This window comes from Sphingomonas mucosissima, assembly GCF_002197665.1.
In the GTDB taxonomy this organism is placed as follows: domain Bacteria; phylum Pseudomonadota; class Alphaproteobacteria; order Sphingomonadales; family Sphingomonadaceae; genus Sphingomonas; species Sphingomonas mucosissima.
On the sequence record NZ_NBBJ01000001.1, the window covers coordinates 1,253,190 to 1,273,614 of the forward strand.

Annotated in this window: 14 protein-coding genes; 3 read left to right on the forward strand and 11 right to left on the reverse strand. The window is 64.6% G+C overall.

Going from position 1 to position 20,425, the window contains the following annotated elements; genetic code table 11:
• Positions 1-68: 68 nt before the first annotated feature.
• The 10 genes from glgC to SPMU_RS06045 all read right to left on the reverse strand — a co-directional run bounded on the left by glgC (position 69) and on the right by SPMU_RS06045 (position 12,250).
• Positions 69-1,328: a glucose-1-phosphate adenylyltransferase gene (gene glgC, locus SPMU_RS05995; protein ID WP_088332779.1), complete on the reverse strand. Its 1,260-nt coding sequence runs from the start codon at positions 1,326-1,328 to the stop codon at positions 69-71.
• 116 nt (positions 1,329-1,444) lie between these two features.
• Positions 1,445-3,598, reverse strand: coding sequence for a 1,4-alpha-glucan branching protein GlgB (gene glgB / locus SPMU_RS06000; protein ID WP_088333209.1), 2,154 nt, complete (start codon positions 3,596-3,598; stop codon positions 1,445-1,447).
• Positions 3,595-6,024 carry a glycogen/starch/alpha-glucan phosphorylase gene (locus SPMU_RS06005; RefSeq protein WP_088332781.1) on the reverse strand — a complete coding sequence of 810 codons (2,430 nt, stop codon included), beginning with the start codon at positions 6,022-6,024 and terminating at the stop codon, positions 3,595-3,597. Before SPMU_RS06005 ends, glgB begins: the two co-directional genes overlap by 4 nt.
• A 67-nt stretch (positions 6,025-6,091) precedes the next feature.
• Positions 6,092-6,445, reverse strand: a complete 354-nt coding sequence (locus SPMU_RS06010; RefSeq protein WP_088332783.1) for a HesB/IscA family protein — start codon at positions 6,443-6,445, stop codon at positions 6,092-6,094.
• Entirely contained in the window at positions 6,445-6,915 is a 471-nt protein-coding gene (locus SPMU_RS06015) for an SUF system Fe-S cluster assembly protein (RefSeq protein WP_088332785.1), read from the reverse strand. The genes SPMU_RS06010 and SPMU_RS06015 overlap by 1 nt, the downstream gene beginning before the upstream one ends.
• Positions 6,912-8,123, reverse strand: coding sequence for a cysteine desulfurase (locus tag SPMU_RS06020; RefSeq protein WP_088332787.1), 1,212 nt, complete (start codon positions 8,121-8,123; stop codon positions 6,912-6,914). Before SPMU_RS06020 ends, SPMU_RS06015 begins: the two co-directional genes overlap by 4 nt.
• A 235-nt stretch (positions 8,124-8,358) precedes the next feature.
• Complete coding sequence (locus SPMU_RS06030; protein WP_088332791.1) at positions 8,359-9,438, reverse strand: SufD family Fe-S cluster assembly protein; 1,080 nt, start codon at positions 9,436-9,438, stop codon at positions 8,359-8,361.
• Complete coding sequence (gene sufC / locus SPMU_RS06035; RefSeq protein ID WP_088332793.1) at positions 9,435-10,178, reverse strand: Fe-S cluster assembly ATPase SufC; 744 nt, start codon at positions 10,176-10,178, stop codon at positions 9,435-9,437. Before sufC ends, SPMU_RS06030 begins: the two co-directional genes overlap by 4 nt.
• Positions 10,179-10,317: 139 nt before the next feature.
• Positions 10,318-11,781 carry a Fe-S cluster assembly protein SufB gene (sufB, locus tag SPMU_RS06040; protein ID WP_088332795.1) on the reverse strand — a complete coding sequence of 488 codons (1,464 nt, stop codon included), beginning with the start codon at positions 11,779-11,781 and terminating at the stop codon, positions 10,318-10,320.
• 1 nt (position 11,782) lies between these two features.
• Complete coding sequence (locus SPMU_RS06045) at positions 11,783-12,250, reverse strand: SUF system Fe-S cluster assembly regulator (RefSeq protein WP_088332797.1); 468 nt, start codon at positions 12,248-12,250, stop codon at positions 11,783-11,785.
• A gap of 143 nt (positions 12,251-12,393) precedes the next feature.
• On the opposite strand from SPMU_RS06045, the gene SPMU_RS06050 reads away from it, so the two are divergent.
• From SPMU_RS06050 to SPMU_RS06060, 3 genes are read left to right on the forward strand one after another with little or no spacing between them, the layout of a single operon-like run.
• Positions 12,394-13,422, forward strand: a complete 1,029-nt coding sequence (locus SPMU_RS06050) for a quinone-dependent dihydroorotate dehydrogenase (protein ID WP_088332799.1) — start codon at positions 12,394-12,396, stop codon at positions 13,420-13,422.
• Between the two features lie 32 nt (positions 13,423-13,454).
• The gene (locus tag SPMU_RS06055; protein ID WP_088332801.1) at positions 13,455-15,197 is read left to right on the forward strand and encodes a gamma-glutamyltransferase family protein; all 1,743 of its coding nucleotides are present in this window, start codon (positions 13,455-13,457) and stop codon (positions 15,195-15,197) included.
• Positions 15,198-15,230: 33 nt separating this feature from the next.
• Positions 15,231-17,024, forward strand: coding sequence for an AMP-dependent synthetase/ligase (locus SPMU_RS06060; RefSeq protein WP_088332803.1), 1,794 nt, complete (start codon positions 15,231-15,233; stop codon positions 17,022-17,024).
• Positions 17,025-17,227: 203 nt separating this feature from the next.
• Here the strand turns inward: SPMU_RS06060 and SPMU_RS06065 are convergent, their stop codons facing one another.
• Complete coding sequence (locus tag SPMU_RS06065) at positions 17,228-20,155, reverse strand: M16 family metallopeptidase (protein ID WP_088332805.1); 2,928 nt, start codon at positions 20,153-20,155, stop codon at positions 17,228-17,230.
• Positions 20,156-20,425 lie beyond the last annotated feature (270 nt).

The following is a 20,425-nucleotide window of genomic DNA, read 5'->3' on the forward strand; positions in this document are numbered from 1 at the left end:
CAGCGAGGAAGCAGCTATTCCGCCTCCGGGCAGGTGTGCTCCAAGGCCATATCGCTCCGCGCATGCAGTCATGAAAGTCGATCGATCATTGGCTTGGTGATGAGGCAGATGCCCTCCTCCGTTCGCCCGAAGCGCGCCGCGTCAAGCGCCGGATCATCACCGACCACCAGCCCGTCTGGGATCTCGACTCCGCGATCGATCACCACCTTACGAAGCCGCGCGCCCCGACCAACCTTCACATATGGTAGCACGACCGCTTCATCCAGCATGGCAAAGCTATGCGTGCGCACGCCGGTGAACAGCAACGAGCGATAAATCGAAGATCCCGAGACGATGCAGTCGCCCGACACAAGGCTTGCCACCGCCGAACCACGCCGCCCATCAATATCGTGGACGAATTTCGCCGGAGGGGTTAGCTCAGAATAAGTGGAGATCGGCCAGGTGCGATCATAGAGATCAAGTGCCGGAACTACGTCGGTGAGATCGATATTGGCCTTCCAGTAAGCATCTACGGTGCCAACGTCGCGCCAGTAAGCCGAATTCTCATTGGAGGAGCGAACACACGACGTGCTGAACTGGTGCGCAACAGCCTTCCCGTTCTTGACGAGCCATGGCACAATGTCTCGCCCAAAATCGCGATTGGATCCGGGTGTTTCGGCATCGCGCTTGAGCTGATCGATAAGCAACTTCGTCTTGAAAACGTAGATGCCCATCGATGCGAGCGCCACATCCGGCTTACCCGGCATCGCAGGAGGGTCCGCCGGCTTCTCAACGAATTCGATGATCCGCCCCGTTTCATCGATATGCATGACGCCGAAAGCAACAGCTTCCATGCGCGGCACTTCCATGCAGGCGACCGTGACGTCGGCTTCCTGCTCGCAGTGCTGCTGAAGCATCAGCTCGTAATCCATCTTGTAGATGTGATCACCAGCCAGGATCACCATGTATTCAGGATCATAGCTTTCGATGATGTCGATGTTCTGAAAGACGGCATCGGCCGTGCCTTCATACCATTGAAACTCACTGACGCGCTGAGAAGCGGGCAAGATGTCGAAACTCTCGTTTCGTTCCGGACGCAGAAAATTCCATCCCCGCTGCAAATGCCGGATAAGTGAATGTGCCTTGTACTGCGTCGCAACGCCGATGCGTCGAATGCCAGAGTTGATCGCGTTCGACAGCGCAAAGTCGATAATGCGACTCTTTCCGCCGAAATATACCGCTGGCTTGGCGCGTGTGTCCGTCAGTTCGGCCAGGCGACTGCCCCGTCCGCCCGCCAGTACATAGGCCATCGCATCGCGCGCGAGCGGCTGTCCCTTCCGGTGTTCCATCCTCGTCTTCCTTCTCCCCTCGGCGCGAGAGGGTGTTAGGGAGGCTTTGCTCCCGGGCTGTTATTGGTGAAGGAAAGCTCCTCCGCTGACAGTCACCTGCGATGGTTGGCGCTTGATCATCCCGCAAACTCGAACATGATTGTGGCCAATGGGGGCAATGTCACCATGGCAAACCCGTTCTCCGCGATCACGCCTCCGAGATTTCCTAGGCCGGATCCCCAATAGTCGCTGGCGTCTGAATTGAGGATCTCCCGCCATAACCCTACATGCGGCAGAGGGATCCGGTACGGCGCACGCGCAACCGGCGTCATGTTGCAGACGACGACGATTGGCGGGGCGTCCGGCGCCTTTCGCAGCCAGACGAAAACCGATTTCTCAGCATCGTCCGCCACCAACCATTCGAACCCCTCCGGCTCACAATCGCGTGCGTGCAGGGCGGGTTTCTCGCGGTACAGGCGATTCAGATCTCGGACCAGCTTTCGCACGCCATCGTGGGCGGTCGAATGACACAGGTCCCAGTCAAGGAATCGGCTTTCGCTCCACTCCCGGCGCTGGGCGAACTCCTGCCCCATGAACAACAGCTTCTTCCCGGGATAGCCCCACATCAAACCGTAAAAAGCACGAAGATTGGCAAATTGCTGCCAGTCATCCCCGCTCATCTTGGAGAGCATCGAGCCTTTTCCGTGCACCACCTCGTCGTGGCTGATCGGCAGCACGTAGTTCTCGCTGAACGCATACACCAAACCGAAGGTGATGTCCTTGTGGTGGTGCCGGCGGAAGACGGGCTCACGCGCCATGTACTTCAGCGTATCGTGCATGAAGCCCATGTTCCACTTGAAGCCAAAACCCAGCCCACCGTCATGAGCGGGATGCGTGACACCCGGCCAAGCGGTTGATTCCTCCGCCACGGTGAAGAAGCCGGGATGCGCCCCATAGACCGCCCGGTTCATCGACTGGAGGAACGATGCGGCTTCCCAGTTCTCTCGCCCACCTTCCGAATTCGGAATCCACTCACCGGGTTTACGGCTGTAATCGCGATACAGCATCGACGCGACCGCATCGACCCGCAGCCCGTCCACATGGTAGCGTTCCGCCCAGAACAGCGCATTGTTCACCAGAAACGCCGACACTTCCCGGCGCCCGAAATTGTAGATCGCGGTGTTCCAGTCTGGATGGAAACCGAGCCGCGGGTCCTCATGCTCGTACAATGCGGTGCCATCGAACTTGGCAAGTCCGTGGGCGTCGGTGGGAAAATGCGCTGGCACCCAGTCAAGCAAAACGCCGATCCCCGCGCGATGCGCACCATCGACAAAGCGGGCAAACCCTTCAACGTCCCCGAAGCGCGCCGATGGCGCATAAAGGCCCGTGGTCTGATATCCCCACGAGGGGTCATACGGGTGCTCGGACACGGGCAGAAACTCGATATGGGTAAAACCCATCTCGACCACATAAGGGATCAGCCGATCGGCCAGCGCATCCCAGGTAAGGAACCAGCCGTTCGCGTCGCGCTCCCATGAGCCCGCATGAACCTCGTAGATGCTGATCGGCACGCGGCGCGGGTCGATGGACGCCCAATGCTGGCGGTGCTCCTCGTCTCCCCATTCGTGGGCAAGCGGCGCGGCCGTGATCGACGCAGTGCTCGGCCTTAGCTCTGACGCAAAGGCATAGGGATCGGCCTTCAGCGGCTGAAGCTGTCCATCCGGGCCAATAATCTCATATTTGTAATGTCGACCGGCAGCGATGTCGGGTATGAAGATTTCCCAAACGCCAACGTCGGTACGGCGCCGCATCAGGTGGCGTTTGCCGTCCCAATCGTTGAAGTCTCCAACAACTGACACCCGCTGGGCATTGGGCGCCCAGACAGCAAAGTGGACGCCGCTCGCACCTTCATGCTCGATGAGGTGAGCACCGAGTTTGTCATGCAGACGAAAGTGGGTGCCCTCCGCCATCAGCAGATCGTCAACCGGGCCAAGAACCGGGCCAAAGGTGTACGGATCCGTTACCAGCCACTCCGCGTCCCCTGCCCGCGCACGGTAACGCAGCGGCTGCGGATCGCCCTTGATGAACCCCTCGAACAATCCCCTGGAATCCACGCGATCCAGCTCCCCGAGCACTTCGCCAGAAAGACTATGGGCGTTCAGGGTTTCCGCATCAGGCACAAGGGCGCGCGCATATGTTCCTTCAGGGCCGGCATGGGCTCCAAGCATCGCAAACGGGTCGTCATGACGGCCCGCGAGCAAGGCCTCGATGGCACCACGCGACGGCTTCACATCGCGCCCCATATCTCGCGTGCATATTCACCAATGGTGCGATCGGAAGAGAACCATCCCACACGGGCGACATTCCGAACGGCCGAGGCTTGCCAGTTGCTCCTGTCGGCCCACCGCGCATCAACTGATCGTTGCGCCGCCGCATAGCCATCGAAATCGGCGGCCACCATGAACCAATCGCGATCGTACAGGCCATTCATCAGATCGCGATAACGGTCGGGATCGTCGGGGGAGAAAACACCGGACGCGATGGCGTTCACCGCTTGGGAGAGCTCGCGGCTACCCTCGATGATCTCTCGCGGCCGATAGTCACCGGCCCGTTTTGCCGCCACTTCGTCAGCGGTAAGCCCGAAGATGACGATATTCTCGTCCCCGACGTGATCCTTGATCTCGATGTTAGCGCCATCCAATGTGCCGATGGTAAGTGCCCCGTTCAGCGCAAACTTCATGTTCCCGGTACCCGACGCTTCCATTCCGGCCGTCGAGATCTGCTCGGACAAATCTGCTGCGGGGATGATCCGTTCCGCCAAGCTGACGTTGTAATTGGAAATGAACGCCACCTTCAGGAGCCCGCCAACAGACGGATCGCTATTGATCCGCTTCGCCACGTCATTGGCAAGTTTGATGATCATTTTCGCATTATGGTAGCTTGACGCGGCTTTGCCGGCGAACAGCTTCACGCGCGGCGTCCAATCCTTTTCCGGATGGCTGCGGATCTGGTCATACAGCGCAACGGTCTCGATGATGTTGAGCAATTGGCGCTTATATTCGTGAACACGCTTGATCTGGACATCGAACAAAGCGTCGGGATCCAGCCGCAATCCCGTGCTCTCCCGTATGAAATTCGACAGTCCCACCTTGTTTGAACGTTTTACTTCCGCAAAACGCTCCCGGAACGAAGCATCATCGGCAAAAGAATCCAGTGATCGCAGCTCGGCCGCGTCGTCGCAGAACGCTGGGCCGATCGCATCGCGGATCAGCGCAGTGAGCGCCGGATTACAGCCCATCAGCCACCGTCGCGGGGTGATGCCGTTGGTCTTGTTGTTGATCCGCTCAGGATAAAGTCGGTGCAGATCGGCAAAGACCGTCTGCTTCATCAGCTCGGTGTGAAGAGCAGCGACGCCATTGACGCTATGGCTGGCGACAAAGGCGAGGTTTGCCATGCGCACGCGGCGCTCGCCGTTCTCGTCGATCAGGCTGATCGCCGCGACCGAATGGTCGCCCATGCTGGGGCTCTTACGCGCCTCGCGAAGAACCCGGCCATTGATCGCGTAGATCAACTGCATGTGGCGCGGCAGCAGCCGCTCGAACAGCGGCAATGGCCAGCTCTCGAGCGCCTCCGGCAGCAGCGTGTGGTTCGTGTAGCCGAATGTCCGTCGAGTTACTTCCCATGCCTCCTCGAACGGCAGGTCGTGATGATCGATCAGCAGGCGCATCAGCTCGGCGACCGACACCGCGGGATGCGTGTCGTTTAGCTGGATCGCGGCCTTGTCCGGCAGGGTGCGGATGTCGCCGAAATACTGGACGTGCCGGCGCACGATGTCTTGAATGGAAGCGGAGGAGAAGAAATACTCCTGCCGCAGTCGCAGCTCCTGCCCCGCCGAGCTGGAATCCGAGGGGTAGAGCACGCGCACCAGGCTCTCTGCCCTCGCCTGCCCTGCCAGCGCGCCGATGTGATCGCCGGCGTTGAACGCGTCGAGCCGGATCGGGTCAAAGGCGCGCGCACTCCAAAGGCGGAGCGTGTTTACCCGCTTCCCGCGCCAGCCCACCACCGGCGTGTCATACGCCACGGCCTCCACCGCCTCGGCCGGCTTCCAGTGAACGTGCCCGGCCTCGTTGCCAGTCACCTCGCCGCCGAAGCCGATGAAATAAGCGCTTTCCCGGCGCTCGAACTCCCATGGATTGCCGTGCGCAAGCCAGGTCTCCGGGAGCTCCACCTGCCAGCCGTCGTCGATCCGCTGTCGGAACATGCCGTTCACGTAGCGGATGCCGTAGCCGTATGCCGGGAGCTCCAGCGTCGCCATGCTTTCCATGAAGCACGCGGCCAGCCGGCCCAAGCCGCCATTGCCCAGCGCCGCGTCAGGCTCGATCTCTTCGATCTCTGCAAGATCGACGCCCAGCGATGCCAGCGCTTCTGCCACCTCGGCGTTGCGGCCGAGGTTTGACAGCGCGTCCCGCAGGAGCCGGCCGATCAGGAATTCGAGGCTGAGGTAATAAACGCGCTTCGCACCCGCGGCATGGGCCTGCCGGGTCGAGGCCATCCACTTGTCGATGATCTCGTCGCGCAGAGTGAGGATCGTCGCGGCGAGCCAATCATGCTTGCGCGCTGCCCGTTCGTCCTTGCCGATACGGTGGATCAGGGTGTCGACGATCCGGCCGGCGAGCGGCGAACGATCGATGGCGGGCGTAGTGTCGTTGTCGGTCATGGCGCGGCGAGCTTAACGGCCGCCGCGCAGGAGTCACGTATGATGCTGCGGCGCAGCTTGCAGGAAACTAAACCGTGAAACTCTCGCCGCAGCCGCACGCGCCCTTGGCATTGGGGTTGTTGAAGACGAAGCCGGCAGTGAAGTCGTCCTCCACCCAGTCCATGGTCGATCCGATGAGGTACAGGATCGAGCCGCCATCGACGAAAAGCGTGCCGCCGTCCGTCTCGATCTTCTCGTCGAACGCCTTGGCGTCCGTCACATAATCGACCGAATAGGCGAGGCCCGAACAGCCGCGGCGCGGCGTCGACAGCTTCACGCCGATCGCCCCTTCGGGCGCATTCGCCATCAGCGACGCGATCCGCGCTTTGGCATTGTCGGTGAGAAGCAGCGCCGCGGGGCGCTCCCGAACAGCAGTCGCCATCACAGCATCCCCAGTTCAAGCCGTGCTTCGTCGGACATCTTGGCCGGGTCCCACGGCGGATCCCAGACAAGGTTCACGTCGGCGATCGCAATGCCCGGCACCGAGCCGACACGCAGTTCCACCTCCGCCGGCATCGATTCGGCGACGGGACAATGCGGTGTCGTCAGCGTCATCGTGACAACGGCATGGCCGCCGTCGGTGACCTCGACGTTGTAGATGAGGCCCAGCTCATAGATGTTCACGGGGATCTCGGGATCGTAGATCTCCTTCAGCGCATCGATCACCGCCTCATACAAGGCGCCGCCTGGCTCATGCGCATTCTCGCCTTCCGGCTTCTGCGCCAGGAAACCGTCGAGATAGTCGCGCTTGCGAGCGAGCGCCTCGGTCGGCGCCTCCACCGCATCCTCGACACGCGCGCGCGGCGGCTTCGTCTCGGCTTCCACTTCCTCGACCCGGATTGAATCGCTCATCCGAAAATCCTCGTTACTCTTTCTATGCCCTTGGCCAGCGCCTCAACGTCGGCCGGGCCGTTATAAACGCCAAAGCTGGCCCGAGCGGTCGCATCGACGCCCAGCATCTCCATCAGCGGCTGCGCGCAATGGTGGCCGGCGCGGATCGCGACCTTCGCTTCGTCCAAGATGGTGCCGATGTCGTGCGGATGCACCCCCTCGACCGCGAAGGAGACGATGCCCGCGCTATCCTCCGGCCCGAACAGGCGGACGGAGTTGATCGCGGACAGTGCCTCGCGGGCCTGGCGGACCAGCGCGGTCTCGTGCGCATGGATGCGGTCGAGGCCAATGCCTTCGACATAATCGATCGCGGCATGGAGCCCGAGCGCGCCGACGATATGCGGCGTTCCCGCCTCGAAACGCGTCGGCGCCGGGGCATAGGTCGTCTTGGTGAAGGTCACGCGGTCGATCATCGAGCCGCCACCCTGATAGGGGGGCATCGCATCGAGCAGTTCCGCCCGGCCCCACAGCACGCCAAGGCCGGTCGGGCCATACAGCTTGTGCGCGGAAAAGACGTAGAAGTCGCAATCGAGATCGACGACGTCGACCGGCGTGCGCGGCACGGCCTGGCAACCGTCGATCAGGATTTTCGCACCCACGCCGTGCGCAAGCGCTGCCGCGCGTTTCGCATCCAGCACCGATCCCAGCACGTTCGAAACTTGAGCCAGCCCGACCAGCTTGTGCGCCGGCGTCAGCATCGCGGCCATGGCGTCGAGGTCGATGCGGTGATCGGCGGTCAGCGGCACGACGTCGATCGCGGCGCCGACACGCTCGGCGACCATCTGCCACGGGACGATGTTCGAATGATGCTCCAGTGCCGACAAGAGGATCCGGTCGCCCGCCTTCAGCTGCGTTCCGCCCCAGCAGTGCGCGACGAGGTTGATCGCCTCCGTCGCGCCGCGGACGAACACCACCTCGTCCTCCGCACCCCCGATGAAGCTGGCGACACGGCGGCGCGCGGCCTCGTAGGCGAGCGTCATGTCGGCCGACCGTTGGTAAACGCCGCGGTGAACCGTGGCGTAGGTTTCGGCGTAGCCGCGGGTGATCGCGTCAACGACCGCCTGCGGCTTCTGCGAGGTCGCAGCGGTATCGAGATACGCCCAGCCTTCAGGGATCGCCGGAAAGTCAGCGAGCACGTCAAGCGGGCGGGCGGCGTCGAGCACGGTCATGCGACCTCGCGAATGTTGAGAAAGTTGAGACGCTGGCGCACTTGTCTCAACATTGGGGAAATCGGCATCATCGCGGGACGCTGACAGAGGACAGGCATGTAGGACAGTGCCGGGTGGCGCGGTGCGGGTACCACCTCGTTCGCCCCGAAGAACGTCAAGGAATGCCCGGCGAGCGATGCGCCTCCGATCATTTCCTCGACTGCGCTCGGAACGAAGTGGGTGAGCGACCGAACCATCAGTCGAGCGCCGCCTCGAGCCAGGCGTCGGCATCCGCCTCGAATGCCGCGCGCACGGTCTCATCCCCGATCCGCTCCAGCGCGTCCGCAACGAACGCACGGGTGAGGATCGCTTCGGCGCGCGCGCGCGGGATGCCGCGGCTTTGCATGTAGAACATCGCACGCTGGTCGAGTTCGCCAACGGTCGCACCATGCGCGCACTTCACGTCGTCGGCGAAGATTTCCAGCTCGGGCTTCAGGTTCACCGTCGCGGTGCGATCGAGCAGCAGGCCGCGCAGGCTCTGCTCGCCGTCGGTCTTCTGCGCATGACGCGCGACCTCGACCGCAGCGGCCAGGCTGACCTGCGACCGGTCCGCCGCCACCGCGCGCCACACCTGCCGCGACGCGCCGTTCGGCTTGGCATGGTTCACGCGAACCGCGCACTCTTGGCGTTGCTCGGCCGAGGTCAGCAACGTGCCGCCATATTCGACGAATGCACCGTCACCGGCCATGGTCAGCTGCGCGTCGATCCGGCTCCCCTGCCCGCCCGCACCGAGGAAGACGGCAACAAGGCTCGCCGCCTCGCCGATCTCCGCCGCCTCGCGCAGCGACACGAAGCCGGCGGGCTGGAGCAGCCGCACCGAACGCATCAGCCGTGCGCCCTTGCCCAGCCGCGTGCGCGTGAAGCGGTTCTGCCAACCGGCACCAACGAACGTCTCCACCACCTCGGCAGCGGCATCCTCGGCAAGGACGATCTCCGACGGCACATGGTTCTGCCGACCAGTGGCGACGTGGACGATCTGCACGGGATCGGTGACAGCCTGCGCATCGAGATGGAGCGACCAGCCGGTGCCCGCAGCGCGGCGCCCGAGCGCGTGATCGTCCGCGGCAAGCGCGCCCACCGTCACGCGGTGAAGATCGCTGCGCGCTTCATCGAGCACACCATCGACGAACAGCAGCTTTGCGCCAAGCAAGTCGAGGAATTCCGCCTCGGGCGCCGCGACCGGGGCAAGCGCCGCAGCCGCGGCGAGACCGCCGAGGTCGGCCCAGCGCCATGCCTCCTCTCGGGCCGAGGGCAGATCAAGCACGGCGTCGCTCACGCGGCGATCTCCGCATAGCCCTCACGCTCGAGCTGATGCGCGAGCTCCGCGCCGCCCGACCGGGTGATACGGCCATCGGCGAGGACGTGGACGAAGTCCGGCTTCACGTAATCGAGCAGGCGCTGGTAATGGGTGATCAGCAGCACGGCCTTGGTCGGCTGGCGCATGATGCGGTTGATCCCGTCGCCCACGATACGCAGCGCGTCGATGTCGAGGCCGCTGTCGGTCTCGTCGAGGATCGCGAACTTGGGATCGATGATGCCCATCTGCACCATCTCGTTGCGCTTCTTCTCGCCGCCGGAAAAACCGACGTTAACCGGGCGCTTCAGCATCTCGGCGTCCATGTCGAGCTTCTTGGCTTCCTCACGGGCGAGCTTCAGGAACTCGCCGCCCGACAGCGGCTTCTCGCTGCGCACGGCGCGCTGGGCGTTCAAGCTCTCGCGCAGGAACTGGACGTTGGAGACGCCGGGGATCTCGACCGGATATTGAAAGCCGAGGAACACGCCCGCGGCGGCGCGCTCATGCGGTTCGAGCTCAAGCAGGTCCTGCCCGTCGAACGTGATGCTGCCTTCCGTGACTTCATAGCCCGGTCGACCGCCCAGGACATAGCCGAGCGTCGACTTCCCGGCGCCGTTCGGTCCCATGATCGCGTGGATTTCGCCCGCGTTCACGGACAGCGTGAGGCCCTTGAGGATCGGCTTGCCGTCGATCTCGGCGTGGAGGTTTTCGATTCTAAGCATAGTCATTCCGAAATGGAGGCGGTCGGAGCGGCCGACCCGATTGATTCGTCATTCCCGCGGAGGAAATCCATCTGTCCACCTGCGCTTGCGGCGCGATGGATTTCCGCCTGCGCGGGGATGACGGATGAGCGTAGAGCGGTCATCCCACCGAGCCTTCGAGGCTGATCCCGAGCAGCTTCTGCGCCTCGACGGCAAACTCCATCGGCAGCTGCTGCAGCACCTCGCGCGCGAAGCCGTTGACGATCAGCGCCACCGCCGCCTCGCTGTCGAGCCCGCGCGACATGGCGTAGAACAGCTGGTCCTCGCTGATCTTCGACGTGGTCGCCTCATGCTCGATCTGTGCGGAGGGATTGCGGACCTCGATATACGGGATCGTATGCGCGCCGCACTGGTCACCAAGCAGCAGGCTGTCGCACTGGGTGAAGTTGCGCACGCCCTCCGCCGTAGGCGCGACGCGCACCAGCCCGCGATAAGTGTTGTCGGAGCGGCCGGCGCTGATCCCCTTCGACACGATGGTCGAGCGGGTGTTCTTGCCCAAGTGGATCATCTTGGTGCCGGTATCCGCCTGCTGGCGATTGTTGGTCACCGCGACCGAATAGAATTCGCCGACACTGCCATCGCCCGCGAGAACGCAGCTGGGGTATTTCCACGTGACCGCCGAGCCGGTTTCGACCTGCGTCCACGCAACCTTGCTGTTCTTGCCCTGGCACAGCGCACGCTTGGTGACAAAATTGTAGATCCCGCCGACACCGTTCTCGTCGCCCGGATACCAATTCTGCACCGTCGAATATTTGATCTCGGCATCGTCCAGCGCGACGAGCTCGACCACGGCGGCGTGGAGCTGGTTCTCGTCGCGCATCGGGGCGGTGCAGCCCTCCAGGTACGAGACGTACGCGCCCTTGTCGGCGACGATCAGCGTGCGTTCGAACTGGCCCGTATTCTCGGCATTGATGCGGAAATAGGTGCTGAGCTCCATTGGGCAGCGCACGCCCTCCGGGATGTACACGAACGTGCCGTCGGAGAAGACCGCGCTGTTGAGCGTCGCGAAGTAATTGTCATGCTGCGGCACGACCTTGCCGAGCCACTTCTTCACCAGCTCCGGATACTCGCGGATCGCTTCCGAGATCGACAGGAAGATGACGCCCGCCGCCTTCAGCTCGGCACGGAAAGTGGTCGCGACCGAGACGCTGTCGAACACCGCGTCGACCGCGATCTTGCGCGCGCCCTCGACCCCGGCGAGCACTTCCTGCTCGGCGATCGGAATGCCCAGCTTCTCGTAGGTGCGGCGGATTTCCGGATCGAGCTCGTCGAGCGACGCGATCGTCTTCTTCTGCTTCGGCTCCGCGTAATAATAGGCATCCTGATAGTCGATCGGCGGGATGTTGAGCTTTGCCCAATCCGGCGATTCCATCGTCAGCCATTTGCGGAATGCCTTCAGCCGCCAGTCGAGCATCCATTCCGGCTCGCCCTTCTTGGCGGAAATGTAGCGAACAGTGTCCTCGTTCAGCCCCTTGGGCGCGAAGTCCTGCTCCACCTCGGTGGCGAAGCCCCATTCGTACTTCTTGGATACCGCGGCGAGCGCCTCGGCGTTCTTGGTGGCCATGTCAGGCATCCACTTTCATATCGGTGGTGGCGCGTTCCTCGGCAGCCGAGGGAACGAGCGGCGTGGTGGCGGCGAGTTGCATGAGCGTGACGCCCGCAAGCGCGCCGCGCACCGCATTGTTCACGACCGCCCAATGCGGCTTGACGCGGCAGCTGCCGTCGAGCGCGCAATCATGCTGCGCTGTGTCGACGCAGGTGGTGAGCGCGATCGGCCCCTCCACCGCCTCGATGATATCGGCCAGCGTGATCGTCGCCGGCGGGCGCGACAGGCGAAAGCCGCCGCCGGTGCCGCGCGTGCTTTCGATCAATCCGGCGGAGGAGAGCCGGCTCACCAGCTTCTGCGCGGTCGGGAGCGGCACGCCCGTCTCCTGCGCCAGGCCAGTCGCATTGACGCGCGCCAGCCCGCCGCAATGGCGCGCCGCGGCCGTCATCATGACGACGGCATAATCGGCAAGGCTGGACAGGCGCATATTGCGAGCGGTTCTCAAATCGGACTAAATCGTTCTGATTGCCAAATGGGCGCGCGGAGCCCGGAAATCAACCAGCGATTTTGCGCGTGCGAACGGCACCCGCGCCCTTGATCTCGGGGGCGGATCGGGGGCACCGCGGGCCCATGAGCTTTCCGATGCGCCCCGCCCTGTTCGCCCTCGATGCCGAACGTGCCCATCGCCTGACCATCAGGGGTCTGGCGCTATGGGGCCGGATGGGTGCGCCCGGCGGCCAATCCGTGTCCGATCCCATCCTGGCGACCACCGTTGCGGGGCTGAACTTCGCCAACCCGCTCGGCGTCGCGGCCGGCATCGACAAGGATGGCGAAGCCGTAACCGGGCTGCACGCGCTCGGCTTTGGCGCGGTCGAGGTGGGCACGCTCACCCCGCTGCCCCAGCCCGGCAATCCCAAGCCGCGCCTCTTCCGGCTGGTCGAGGATCAGGCCGTGATAAACCGCATGGGCTTCAACAATGGCGGGCTGGGCGCGGCGTTACCCCGGTTGCCGGCCAAGCGCCGAGGGGTGCTCGGCCTCAACGTTGGCGCCAACAAGGACGCGGCCGATCGCGTCGCCGATTATGTGGCCGGCGTCTTCGCGGCGGCCCGCGTCGCCGATTATGTCACGATCAACGTCAGCTCCCCCAACACACCGGGGCTCCGCGATCTCCAGCACGGCAGCGCCCTGCGCGATCTGCTCGCTGCCACCCGCAATGCTGCCGGCGTGCGACCGTTGTTCCTGAAGGTCGCGCCTGATCTGGAGGCAGCGGCGATCGACGACATTGCCCGCGCCGTGATCGACAACAAACTCGACGCGCTGATCGTCGGCAACACCACCATCTCGCGTCCGCCGCTCTCATCCGCGCACCGCGAGGAAGCGGGCGGCTTGTCTGGTGCGCCGCTCACCGCGCTTGCACGGCAAAAGCTTGGCGAGTTCCGCGCAGCAACAGGCGGCGCGATCCCGCTGATCGCGGTCGGCGGCATCGGCAGCGGGGCGGAGGCCTATGCCCGCATTCGCGCGGGGGCGAGCCTGGTCCAGCTCTACAGCGCGATGGTCTATGCCGGACCTGGCCTGCCCGTGCGCATCCTCAGCGATCTGGCCAGTCTGCTCCGCCGGGACGGCTATGGCTCGATAACCGAGGCTGTCGGCGCCGGTTGACGCGCGCGAAGGCGCCGATAGGGTCCGCGGCCATGAAGAACCTGCTGGCGCTCACCGCCCTGCTCGCCCCCATCGCTCTCGTCGCGCCGCGCGCCGCGGAGGCGCAGGGAATGGTAACCTCCGCCGATCCGCGCGCGACAGAAGCCGGCCTTGAAATCCTGAACGCCGGCGGGACCGCTGCGGACGCAGCCGTGGCCATGATGCTGGCGCTGACGGTGGTGGAGCCGCAATCGAGCGGCATCGGCGGCGGCGGCTTCATGCTGCATCAATCGGGCGGCGGCCCGCTGGAAACGATCGACGGACGCGAGAAGGCGCCGGCCGCCGCCACGCCGCAGCGCTTCCTGGGCGCAGACGGTAAGCCGCTGCCGTACATCCAGGCATTCCCCGGCGGAAAGTCGGTCGGCGTGCCCGGCAACATCCGGCTTGCCGCGCTGGCCAACAAGAAATGGGGCAAGCTGCGCTGGAAGGCCCTGTTCGCCCCCGCCATTCGGCTCGCCGAGGGCGGCTATCCCGTGACCCGCCCGCTTGCTGCTGCCAGTGCGAACCTCGCTCCGTTGTGGGGCGGCGGCAGCACCGCGGTAGCCGGCCCGGAAGGCGGCACCTCGACCGGCACCGGCGCAGCGGCTGGCCGCTTCCCCGACGCAGCCGCGCTCTACACGCGCAACGGCAAGCCGCTGGTCGAGGGTGAGACGGTCAAAAACCCGGCCCTAGGCAAGCTGCTGCGCCAGATCGCGGCCAAGGGACCGGACGCGTTCTACAAGGGGCAGAACGCAAAGGCGCTGATCAAGGTGGTCACGGCCACGAAGATCGCGCCCAGCGATATGACGCTGGCCGATCTGGCCGCCTATCAGGCCAAGGAACGTCCGCCAGTTTGCGGCACGTACCGCAGCTACAAGATCTGCGGAATGGCGCCGCCGTCGTCCGGCGCAACCACCGTGCTCCAGATCCTTGGCATGCTTGAGCGGTTTGACCTTGCCAAGCTGGGTAAGGATTCGCCGGTCGCCTGGCACCTCATCGGCGAGGCAATGCAGCTCGCTTACGCCGACCGTGAGATGTATCTTGGCGATGCGGACTTCGTCGACGTGCCGGTCGCTGGGCTGATCGACAAGGGCTACATCGCGCAAAGGTCAGGCCTGATCTCGCAAACGCGCGCGCTTGGGACGTATCAGCCGGGCACGCCCCCGGGCGCCAAGCCGCGCACCTTTGCGCCGCAAGCAGAAGTGCCCGGCACGACTCACTTCGTCGCTGTGGACGGCAAGGGCGATATTGTCGCCATGACGTCCACCATCGAGGGGCCGTTCGGCAGCCAGCTGATCGCCAACGGCTTCGCGCTGAACAACGAGCTGACCGACTTCAGCCTGGCGCCCGAGCAGAATGGCGCCCCGGTGGCCAATCGGGTGCAGGGCGGCAAGCGGCCGCTGTCGTCCATGGCCCCGACGATCGTCTATGACGCGAGCGGTGCCCCGATCTTCACCGTCGGTGCGGCGGGCGGCAAGACGATCCTGATGCAAGTGACGAAGGCGATCATCGCGCATCTCGACTGGAAGCTGCCGGCGCGCGAGGCGCTCGGCCTCGGGCTGATCTATTTCAACAAAGACGGCCTCGTGCTGGAACAGGGCACCAGCCTGCCTGCGATGAAGCCGGCGCTCGAGGCGATGGGCCACAAGGTGTCGGTCGCGCGGCTCGGGCTGAAGGCCAATGCCGCCGAAAAGACGGCAACCGGCTGGGTCGGCGCGCCGGACCCGCGCAGCGTGGGCACCGCGCTCAACCAATAAGACCCCGCAACAGACGGATCGACGGAGAGGATCATGGCGCCACGCCAGCTCGAGCATTTTCCCAATCTGGTCACGATGTTCTTCATCCGTGCGGAGGAGAAGGGCAACGCGCCGTTTCTCTGGACCAAGCGGGATGGTGCTTGGCAAGCGATCAGCTGGGCAGAAGCCGCCCGCCAGGTGGCCAGCCTGACCACGGCGCTGAAGTCGCTCGGGTTGAACCCGGGTGACCGGGTGATGCTGGTAAGTGAGAACCGGCCAGAATGGTGCATCAGCGATCTGGCGATCATGGCCGCGGGCTGCGTTACGGTGCCGACCTACATCACCAATACCGAGCGCGACCACGCGCACATCATCGAGAACTCGGGTGCACGGGCCGTGATCGTGTCGACCCAGAAGCTGGCCGATACATTGCTGAAGGCGGTGCTGCGCACCACCCATATCGAGACGGTGATCGCAATCGATCCGCTCCGCCCTCGCCCGTCGGGCGTGCGCAGCTGCAGCTGGGTCGAGCTGATCAAGGACCACGATACCCCGCCGGCGGTGATCGCTGCAGGCGCGAGCTTCGGACGGAACGACACCGCCTGCATTATCTACACGTCCGGCACCGGCGGTGCCCCGCGGGGCGTGATGCAGCATCATGGCGCCATCCTCCACAACATCGGCGGTTGTGCCGATGTGATCTCGGAGGACATGAGCTGGGGCGACGAGGTGTTCCTGTCCTTCCTCCCGCTCAGCCACGCTTATGAGCATACGGGCGGGCAGATGCTGCCGATCGCGATGGGCGGGCAGATCTATTACGCGGAGGGGCTGGAGAAGCTGGCCGCCAACATGGAAGAGGTGCGGCCCACCATCATGTTCGTCGTGCCGCGCCTCTTCGAGGTGCTGCGCGTTCGGATCAGCAAGACGATCGAGAAGCAGGGCGGCTTTTCGCAAAAGCTGTTGGGTGCTGCGCTCGACATTGGCGCGAAGCGGCACGCGGGCACGCTGAGGCTCGCGGACCGGCCAAAGGCCCTGATCGTCGATGCCGTCTTCAAGCCCAAGATCGCCAAGAAGTTCGGCGGCCGCCTGAAGGCAATGGTGTCGGGCGGCGCGCCGCTGACGCCCGAAGTCGGCGTTTTCTTCCAATCGCTGGGCGTCACCTTCCTGCAAGGCTATGGCCAGACCGAGGCGGGACCGGTTGTTTCATGCAACCGCCCGAAGGTGGGCGTCACCGTCGACAGCGTCGGCCCGCCCTTGCCCAAGACGGAAGTGAGGATCGCCGAGGATGGCGAGATCCTGGTGCGCGGCGAGCTCGTGATGCACGGCTATTGGCGCAACCCTACGGAAACGGCGCGCGTGCTGCAGGACGGCTGGCTGCACACCGGCGACATCGGCGTGATCGATGACGCAGGGCGGATCAAGATCACCGATCGCAAGAAGGATCTGATCATCAACGATAAGGGCGACAATGTCGCTCCGCAAAAGGTGGAGGGCATGCTGACGCTTCAGCCCGAAATCATGCAGGCGATGATCGCCGGGGATCGCCGGCCGCATATGGTGGCGGTGATCGTGCCTGATCCCGATTGGACGCGCGAATTTTGTGCGGCCAAGGGCTTGAAGAACGATCCGGCCGCTCTCGCCCAGGATGCCGAGTATCGCGCAGCGATCGGCCAGGCCGTGGAACGGACGAACAAGGACCTGTCGATCACCGAACGGGTGCGCCGCTTCATCCTGGCCGATGAGCCGTTTACGATCGAAAACGAGCAGCTGACGCCCAGCCTGAAGATCCGCCGCCATGTGCTGCGCAAGGTGTACGGCGAGCGACTGGAAGCACTTTACAAAGGGTGACCCGGCGCGAGCACGGGTCAGCGTGGAGATGTGGTGATTTCTGCCGCGTTGCTACGGACGCCAGCGTCACTCCGTCCTGCCAATCGTAGGACACTACCTTGCCGGGCCGGGTCGCTCGCGATGGGCGACCGACTAGACGACGGGGCACCGCGTCAACGGAAGCCACCAGCGCCACTCGGCGGCGCTCGTGGACTCCGTTGGCGCTACTTGGCTGCGGCAGCCTTGGGCAACACGGTCAGCGTCCAGTCGCGCTCGGATCGCAGATACTTGCCGGCAGTGGCCTGCAGTGTCTGCGGCGTGATCGTCATATAGTCGCTGACCAAAGTCCGAGCGCCCTCCAGCCGCCGTGGATCGTACGCGCCGCCGCTCACCTGAAGCAGCCAGAACTGGTTACCGGAGGAGGCACGGGACAGATATTGCATCATCGGTCCGATCGCGCGCCGCAGCTCGTCGTCGCTCACCGGCGTCGTCACCAGCTCGGCAGCGATTTCGCGGCTCAGCTTGAAGAACAGATCCACGTTCTCCGGCGCGACCTGGCCGACGGCGAGCACCCGGCCGCCGCCCCGCAAGCCAAGCGGCCACTGACTGACCGCGCTGGGGCTGTAGCTCGCCCCCGCGACCGAGCGTAGCCGATCGAACAGGCGATCCCCGAATATCGCCGCCAGGATATCCAGGCGCCGACTTTCCGCGATCCCGTCCGTGCCACCGCCGGTCGGCCAGGCGATCACGGCAGCCGCCTGGGTCTCGGCGCCCTGGTGGGTCAACACTTCGGGACGATCATTGTGCGGGGGGAAGGCCGCACTTGGGGCGATCACCGGTGCGTCGGTGCGCGGCTTGAGCGCGCCAAACGTACGCGCCACCGCTGCCACGGCTTCGTCCGCCTTCACGTCCCCAAACACGTCAACTTCGATCGGCCCGGTTGCGAGCAGCGGCTCCCACAAAGTGCGGAACGCCTGCGGCGTCAGCGCCTCGATCTCGTCGCGCGTCGGCGGGCCCCAGCGCGGATCGCCGGCACGCAGCTTACGCTCCAGATCGCGGGAAAGAACACCGTCGGGCGACGAATCGAATCCAGCGTACCCGGCCAGCGCGCCCGCCTTGGCCCGCAGGACCGGCGCCGCGTCCCAGCGCGGGGCGGCAAGCTTGGCAGCCATGAGGGCAAGGTTGTCGGCATAGTCGCCAGGCGTGGTGTTGGCGTTCAGGACAAACGCATCGTCGGTGATGTCAAAGCCCAGGCCCATGCGCCGGCCCGTGGTCAGGACGTCGAGGTCGCCCTGGTTCCACTTGCCAATCCCACTTTGTACCAGCGCGCTTTCCGCTGCCCAGGCGGCAGTGGGTCGATCGGCGGGAAGCGCGCCATAGCCACGACCGAATCGGACGCGCAGATAAACGCGGCCCGTCTCGGAAGCGTTGGCGTACATCAGCATGCGCACGCCATTGGAGAAGGTGATCTTCTCGACGCCCGGGTCGGCGATCGCCTCGCGTGAGGTGACCGTGCCCGGCGTGCCGAGCTTCGGCAGATCCTTGAAATTCACCTTTGTCTCGCGCGCGCGGCGTCCCGCCAGCTTCGAAACGTCCGCCCTAAGCGCTGCAGCCAGCTTGGCCGCCGCCCCCGTATCGGCGACGCGGGTGTTGACGATAGCGCGCTCGGCATCGCCCTGGAAGACCCGGCGCGTGGATTCGAGCGCAGCGGCAGCCGAGAACATTCCCTTCTTCTTGGCGTCGAGGAAGATGTTGAACGACTCCTGCGGCCCCGCCACCGTTTCGCGGATGTCAAGCGCCTGAACCATGTCGTCGGCCTGCTTCGACCCAGCCTCGACCCGTGCGGTTTCCACGTCGTTGCGCATCACGCCTTCGAACTCGGCGGTCTCGCGATCGACCTCCGCCTGGCTCGGCGCGGCTGCCATGGCGTCCGCGAGCACGGCGCGAACGTCCTTGAGGGCGGCCTCCCAATCGTCGCCGATCGGCAGGATGCTGACAAAGGTGCCGTTTGCGGAGCGGGCCACGTCCTCAAGGTTCACGCTTGCCTGAAGGAAGCTTCCCCCTTGGCGTGCGCGGTTCTCCAGCCGGCGGTTGATCACCCGCATCGCGACCAGATCAACGAGCCGCTTCTGGTTGAAGACGATCGTGTCGTCGCGATAGACCCAGGGGCGCAGCGTCGCCGTGATGACAAGCGGGGGGATCGACGGCTCGTTGATCGCTCCCGTTGGCGTACCCTTAGGATCCGGTTTCCCGAAGTCGGGGTCTGCGGGATCGGGGCCGGTGCCCTGCCAGCCGCCGAAGTTCTTGACGATCAGCCGCGCGGCAGTCGCCGGCTCGATGTCGCCCGAGATGATCACCACGGTACGTGCCGGGCGATACCACCGGCGATGGAAGGCAAGCACGCTTTCGGGCGTTGCCGCTTCCAGCGTCTTGACGTTGCCGATCGGCGAACGTTCGGCGAGCGGCTGTCCCGCAAAGAACAGTTCGTTGCGCGCGTCCGCCAGCCGCACTTGCGGCCCGGGCGCCTCGCGTTGTTCGGCGAGCACGGCCGGCCGCTCTGCCGCAAGCCCCTGCGCATTGATGCCGGGATCGGACATCATGCCGGCGAAGATCTTCAGGCTTTCATCGAGGTTCGCCTCGGTCGCGGCGGGCAGATCGAGCTTGTACACCGTTTGGGTCGGCGTGGTCTGTGCGTTCGAGTCCGAGCCGAAGGTCGCACCGAACCGCTGCCAGACGCGCTTGGCCTCGCCGTCAGGCACGTATTTCGATCCACGAAAGGACAGATGCTCGATCAAGTGGGCGTAGCCACGCTCCGCATCGTTTTCGTTCAGCGAGCCAGCGTCGATCCGTACCCGCACAGCGACTTGCCCTGGCGGCACGCCATTCTTGCGCACTGCGTATCGCATGCCATTGGGCAGCGCGCCGAAGTTCCACGCCGGGTCGGGCGGAATGTCCGATCCTTTGAAGAGCCAGGGCGCCGTATCGACCTTGATCGTGGCGGGATCGACAATGGTGCTTGGCACCACCGGCGCGGCAACGGCGACCTTTGCAGGCTTTCGCGCAGCCTGCTGGCCGATCGCCGGAACGGCAAGGATGGCAAGAAGCGGAAGGGCGGCGAACGGCGCAGACCATGCGCGCGAGAAGCGGATCATGAGGGCACTTCTAACCTGCCAGAGGCATCGCCGCCACACCCGCGCGCGATCTTTCGATCACCCCTTCACGGCCATGTTTTCGACCCGAATCGCCCGTAGCGTTTCGCCCAACCGCTTGGTCGCCCACTGCGACCGCGAGGCAGGACAACGGATACCGGACGTGGCAAGCATCATCCAGATCCAGACTGAGGTGCGGCAGGATTATGGCCGTGCTGCTGGTGTGGCTGCTCCGCCCGCGATCGATGCTCCGGGCCTCGCCCCCACCCCGCC